We start from the raw sequence: 6,354 nt of genomic DNA on the forward strand, positions 1-6,354 counted from the left end.
TGGTTGGTATATAAAGATGGGACACGCGCGCGATGAGAAGGACGTAACGGCGGTTCATCTCTTCTTTAAAACCAATCTACCTCAGATAAACGAAAGCGGCTTGTCTTTTTATGAAAAAATGTATTTATATCAATCTTATTCTTGGTATAATTTCATCTTGCAAGACTTGCCCATGTTTTATCGTTATACACAAAAATGGGTGGACATTTTTGTCAAGGATCCCAAAATGCAGCAAATAGAGCCGGTGCTTTTTGTAAAGGCTTTGCATAACCTGTTGAGTGCTCATTTTGACACCAATAGCTTCCAAAAATTTGATGAAGTGCTGCGTTTGTTTGAAGATTTTAGCAAGACAAAAATTGCTGAGAGTACTGCCAATATTAGGATACAAGTATTTATGTACTTATATACCGCTAAGATAAATAAGCATTTTTTGGAGGGAACTTTTTCCAAAGGCACGGAGATGGTGCCCTATATTGAAGAAAAGCTGAGCGAATATAAACTGCATTTAGATACACACCGTGTGTTGGTGTTTTATTATAAGATTGCCTGTCTGTATTTCGGCAGTGGTGACAACGAAAAAGCCATTGATTATTTGAATAAAATAATTCATCAAAAGTCGGATCTGCGGACGGACTTGCAATGTTATGCGAGATTGCTGCATTTGATTGCTCATTATGAATTGGGTAACTATGATTTGTTAGAATATCTTCTTAAATCTGTTTACCGTTTTATGGCCAATATGAAAAACTTGAGTACAGTGGAAGAAGCTATTTTTTCTTTCTTAAGAAAGTCTTTCAAATTTTCTCCGGCCAAGCTTTTAGCCGCCTTTAAATCTCTGAAAGAGCAATTGGAGAAGATGGAGAATAATTCTTTGGAAACGCGTTCGTTTATGTACCTGGATATTAAATCTTGGCTTGAAAGTAAAATTAGCCATGTGCCGGTCCAAGAAATAAGAAGAAAATTATTTGAAAAAGGGAGATGATATAAAAATTAAAGGATTAAAACGATGAAGGAAATTGCAATACAAACAGCAGATGGTGTTACAGATGGTTACGCTTTTTATCCAGAAAATAAAAGCAGCCTTGCTCCGGTAATTTTTTACATGGATGTTTTTGGTGTGCGTGATTCACTATTTGCAATGGCGCAAAGAATGGCAGACTGGGGGTATTATGTATTGGTGCCGAATTTATACTATCGAAAAGGGAAAAAAATATCATTTTTGCCATCGGTTACTGCCAAGTCAGAGTTGAGGAGAAATGAGATGCTTCAGACCATGCAATCCCTTACGATGCAAGAGGTAATGGCTGATACAAAATACTATCTCGATTTTGTATTTAAGCAGGAAAATACGGGCAAAAAAGCCGCTTGCACCGGTTATTGTATGGGGGGACCTTTCTCGCTGAGTGCGGCCGGAACATTCCCTGATCAGATTGTTGCCGCGGCTTCTTTTCATGGTGCAAGACTTGCCACCGATAAACCGGATAGTCCACATTTGCTTGCATCTAAAATGAAAGCAAAAATCTATGTGGGTATTGCCGAAATTGACCCGCACTTCACCGATGAAGAGAAACTAAGACTCGAAAATAGTTTGAAAGAGAATAACATTGATTATCGAATGGAAGTATATCCCGGTGTGAAACATGGCTTCTCTGTACCAGATTCCCATGCGTATGATAGGGTAGCTTCCGAACATCATTTTGATACGTTAAAAGGATTTTTGAAAGATGCTTTTTTAGAAGTGAGTTTTTAAATGTGATTTTTTTAAATTTTCATTAAAAGTTATTTGACCGTTTTTTCAGCAGGCATCATTAGATGATTTTGTAGTAGACATTGTATTAGGTCAATTTGATAAATAATTATGTGTTTCAATTAGCAAAACTCACTACATTTGTGCCATGATCGAAACAATAAAAACAAACTGGACGAAGGAAGAAGTTCTAGCCATTTACAATAAACCATTGTTGGAATTGGTGTATGAAGCGGCACAAATACACAGATTACATCATGATCCAAATAAAGTACAAATCAGTTCGCTGATTTCAATAAAAACGGGTGGTTGCCCCGAAGATTGTGCGTATTGCCCACAAGCCGCACGATATCATACAGAAGTAAAAATAAGCGAATTACTGCCCGTGCATCAAATAAAAGCACAAGCATTGCGTGCAAAGCAGCATGGCGTTTCACGTATATGTCTGGGCGCCGCCTGGCGGAACGTAAAAGATGGCGAAGATTTTGATCAAGTGTTGGATATGGTACGTACGGTTACCCGTCTGGATATGGAGGTTTGCTGTACGCTGGGAATGCTTACCGAAAATCAGGCGAAAAGATTAGAGGAGGCCGGATTATATGCGTATAACCATAATATTGATAGTTCTGAAGATTATTATAAAGAAGTCATATCTACACGTGGCTTCGAGGATAGGTTAAAGACCATTAATAATGTGCGTAAAACTTCCATTACCGTCTGTTCCGGAGGTATTATCGGGATGGGCGAGAAGATAGAAGATCGTTGTGATATGTTGCGTATTTTGGCCAATATGACACCACAGCCAGAAAGTGTTCCTATTAATGCATTGGTAGCGGTAGAAGGTACGCCAATGGAAGACCAAGAGCCTGTTTCTATTTTTGAGATGGTGCGTATGGTCGCAACAGCACGCATTGTAATTCCCAAAACACAGGTGCGTTTATCCGCTGGGCGAACCTCTATGTCGCCCGAAGGGCAGACACTTTGTTTTATGGCTGGAGCTAATTCTATTTTCGCGGGAGATAAATTATTGACTACGCCGAATCCAGATATTAACCAGGATAAAAAAATGTTTGATGAGCTAGGTATTGTGGCCCAAACTCCCTTCGAAAAATATCCGAAACGGGAAGTAGTAGATGCAGAAGATGCGCATTTCCATGCACTAGGTGAAAATCCTAAATGGACAAGACCTGCGCATACGATTGAGCGCAACGAATTGGCTAAAGAAAAGGGAAAGGTGCAATTGTAATTACTAAAAGAATAAAGAATAATAAGTCAAAAACTCCTGTGCGGCATGATTGCTTGGCAGGAGTTTTTTGTTTTGTATAGAATATAATTGTATAACTAATAGACTACCAAAACACGAAAAATTTCTGGGCCTTACGGAGCATGTACAAATTATTTAATCAATCTAATGGAAAATGGATAGCGATATAATTTGCCTTCCGATGCACGAATAGTGGCTACAATCACCAAGACCAATGTCATTATTCCGACTACCCAAAGTAGTAAAATACCAATGATGCTGATGAATAAAATGATACTCGCCAGTGCCATGGTAATCTGAAAATTCAAAGATTCTTTGGCATGATGGGTAACAAAGGAAGACTCATCTTTTTTTACCAATAGAATAATAAGTGGCCCTATAAACGTGCTGATCAGCGTAATGATATGCGCCAATAAGCCGAGTGTTTTTTCGTCGCTTGTAGGTGGTATTACTGGTTCTGAATCCGTACCGAGGAAAGAATTTTCTGTATTCATGGCTTTCAATTTGATAGGAAAGTTAGGAAAAATTCTTATCTTATCGCAAATTGAGGTGCTCATAATAAAAAGATTTTGATAAGAAACTTCTTTGTTGCTTGTCACTAATATCCTGTTCTTCATTTTCAAAATATTCCTTCCATTTTGTGTCGTTTCTGAAATGATTATAGAGGAGCTGCTGGTTAAAGCCTAAGCTTTTGAGATACCAATAGTTCTCCTTTTCATGATTTATATAAGTGAGATTATATTTTGTGATTAGCCAACTCCAGTTAATGGTACAATTTAAGACAATTGTAATGAAGAATACGACAAACATTTTACCTATTAAAAAGTAGTTGGACAGCTTATTTCTTATTTTTAAATAAGTAAATATCAACCCGATAACGCAAAGGAGTAGAAAAATATAAACGCCTATTCTTTTGAATGTAAGCCCTAAATGAAAAACGTATTCTGTATTTTTTGAAATGGCCGATATGGTAAGGAGCATATTTAAAGCTATCCAACAATAAGCCAATTGTTTTAGGTGCTTTGCTTTTTGATCGAAATTGAAAACCGATTTAAAGTAAAACATTATCACGCTAATGGCCATCACGATAGAAACTATAAGGGCATTGATGCTTTGATGTAATTCGCCACTTAAATTGGTATTTATGGATATATTTCCCAGTTGCTCATAGTCATAAGTGAAAATAAAAACAATTAAAAGTAGGTTTAAAAGTACCAATGAAATTTCCCCACTTCTTCGTTCAAAATCTATTTCCAAAAAATCGAAAGTTGGCTTGAATTGTTGAGAAGCTTCATAAGTCAGATGGTTATTCAATTTTCCATCTAATTCCAGCATTAGTTTTGGGGGCATCATAAACCAATAATTAAACATAAAATAAAACCCGGAAATGCTAAGGAATACAATTAATTCTACATTAAAATTGAAACGTATGTTTGTGAAAAAGGAACTAAACGTATTGTTGCTGACTACGTAAATGGCTGTAAACAGCGTAAGCAGCAAAGTGGGAATAACAAAATAAGCGATCGCTTTTTTGCTTGCTTTATTATTTACTTTTACATGGGGCAGCCATTTGCTAAAAAAAAATATACGAACTATAAAAGACGCGAAACTATAAGCCGCGAGTACCGGGTAAGTGATGATTTTTACCTGGCGATATTGTGTGTATATACCCATTATAAATAGGGAAATAAATAAGGATATAAAAGAGGCCGGATCGCCATACCAAGCGAAAGAAAATGCCGAAATAAAAACTGCCAAAGAAAGCAACCAAAACACTTTAGAGCGCTTCTCGTGAGTTGTATTTGAGTAGGAGAGCAGCCATAAAGACAAACACAGGAGGCTGTAATTGATCCCTAAATACTGGTTGTAAAACAATGCAACGTACAGCAAAATGCTGATAATAAATTGGCTGAATTTGGAGAGAGGTTTCATTTTTATTAATTTAAAAGTACTTTGAATTACAAAGTAAATGAACAAATTTTTTTATTTTTGATTAATTAATTTTCCCAGTAAATTGATGTGATTGGTGAACTCTTTTCTTCCTAATTGAGTAATTCTATAGGAGGTTTTAGGTTTCCTGTTAATAAATTCTTTTTTTGTTTCGATGTAATTTTTCTTTTCCAGGGCTGACGAGTGGCTTGCCATATTACCATCGGTGATTTGCAAAAGTTCTTTCATTTCAGTAAAATCTACCCAATCGTTGACTATTAACACGGACATAATGCCAAGCCTGACGCGACTTTCAAAGTCTTTATTTAAAGATTGAATTATATTCATTAGTCAAAAAGGGTAGGAGGTTAATTATATTTTCTATACATCTTTATCCCATATAAGATGTGCAGGAGCCCAAAACCAATGGCCCAGAAAAGCAGGCCTTTTTCAAGAAAAAACGCGGCCGCCAATCCCAATATAATTTCAAAAATTCCCAGATAATAAATTTCATCGTAGGTATATTTACTTGCATTAATAAGCGCCAATCCATAGAACAATAGCGTTGCGGGAGTGATAAATATAAAAAGCTGATGATACAATAATGCACAACAGAATATACCGCCTGCAATAAGTGGGACAAATAAATTGATAAGAAGTTGCTTAGTTGTATTTGTCCAAATTGGAAGATCTTCCTTTTTACTTTTCCTTATGGTAAAATAAATGCCTCCAAAAATGGAAAGCAACAAAATTATAATGGCGGTAACCACAAGCTGACTCACTATCTTAGTGGAGTATACAGCTCGACCACTAAAATTGTACGCATATCCGTGTAGATGAAAAATATATAGACCAATGGCTACGCCCACCAATGCAGTAATGCCCGCTAGTATACCGGATAGACCACTTAATGAAATGAATCTGGAGGAGCGTTCCATCATCGCGCGGATATGTGATAAGTCTTCCTGATGTTTATTCTTCATAAAAGTACTTTGAATTACAAAGTAAATATAGAATATTTATTTCTCCAAATAATTTATTTTGGAAAAATTATTTATACAATGCTTGAATCGTTATTTCGTTTTGCTGCATTAATACTTTTTCTTTGCCTATTAAATGCCTTTGGAGTGTTTCATCATTGTAATGTCTGAGTGTCAGCAGGCTCAGCCCTTTTTCGATTTGTACGTCGAAGTATAAACTTGCTTTTTGACCAAAACCGTCTATTTTTTCGGCAATATCGTCTACCGAGATTTGCAAACCAATGGCACCGGTTTGAATGAGGTTAGGTTTTATTTTGAGTTCATTAAAAATGGCATAAAGCTTATGCATGGGTTCATCTTCAATAAAAGAAAAATCGAGTGTCCTTAAGGAAATTAATGCCTGATTGTTTTTTAGGATAATGACCGGAGGGAGT

6 protein-coding genes and 2 pseudogenes are annotated in these 6,354 nt (G+C 36.3%); 3 read left to right on the forward strand and 5 right to left on the reverse strand.

Annotation, left to right across the window (positions count from 1 at the left end; genetic code table 11):
* The 3 genes and pseudogenes from ACQR30_RS10630 to bioB form a co-directional block, all read left to right on the forward strand.
* Nucleotides 1–982 (forward strand): annotated as a pseudogene (locus ACQR30_RS10630) (hypothetical protein); the annotation flags it as partial.
* Nucleotides 983–1,006: 24 nt separating this feature from the next.
* Nucleotides 1,007–1,750 (forward strand): dienelactone hydrolase family protein, encoded by a 744-nt coding sequence (locus tag ACQR30_RS10635; RefSeq protein WP_429734850.1) that lies wholly within the window; start codon nucleotides 1,007–1,009, stop codon nucleotides 1,748–1,750.
* A gap of 145 nt (nucleotides 1,751–1,895) precedes the next feature.
* Entirely contained in the window at nucleotides 1,896–2,993 is a 1,098-nt protein-coding gene (gene bioB / locus ACQR30_RS10640; RefSeq protein ID WP_429734852.1) for a biotin synthase BioB, read from the forward strand.
* A 149-nt stretch (nucleotides 2,994–3,142) separates the two neighbouring features.
* On the opposite strand, the gene ACQR30_RS10645 is transcribed toward bioB, so the two are convergent.
* The 5 genes and pseudogenes from ACQR30_RS10645 to ACQR30_RS10665 form a co-directional block, all read right to left on the reverse strand.
* Nucleotides 3,143–3,505 carry a DUF4870 domain-containing protein gene (locus ACQR30_RS10645; RefSeq protein WP_429734854.1) on the reverse strand — a complete coding sequence of 121 codons (363 nt, stop codon included), beginning with the start codon at nucleotides 3,503–3,505 and terminating at the stop codon, nucleotides 3,143–3,145.
* A 40-nt stretch (nucleotides 3,506–3,545) separates the two neighbouring features.
* Nucleotides 3,546–4,943: a DUF4173 domain-containing protein gene (locus tag ACQR30_RS10650; protein ID WP_429734856.1), complete on the reverse strand. Its 1,398-nt coding sequence runs from the start codon at nucleotides 4,941–4,943 to the stop codon at nucleotides 3,546–3,548.
* 51 nt (nucleotides 4,944–4,994) lie between these two features.
* Nucleotides 4,995–5,288 (reverse strand): winged helix-turn-helix domain-containing protein, encoded by a 294-nt coding sequence (locus ACQR30_RS10655; protein WP_429734858.1) that lies wholly within the window; start codon nucleotides 5,286–5,288, stop codon nucleotides 4,995–4,997.
* A gap of 20 nt (nucleotides 5,289–5,308) precedes the next feature.
* Entirely contained in the window at nucleotides 5,309–5,923 is a 615-nt protein-coding gene (locus tag ACQR30_RS10660) for a hypothetical protein (protein ID WP_429734860.1), read from the reverse strand.
* A gap of 67 nt (nucleotides 5,924–5,990) precedes the next feature.
* Nucleotides 5,991–6,354: pseudogene (locus ACQR30_RS10665) on the reverse strand (aspartate kinase); the annotation flags it as partial.

Source organism: Arachidicoccus sp. (genome assembly GCF_050436765.1).
Taxonomy (GTDB): domain Bacteria; phylum Bacteroidota; class Bacteroidia; order Chitinophagales; family Chitinophagaceae; genus Arachidicoccus.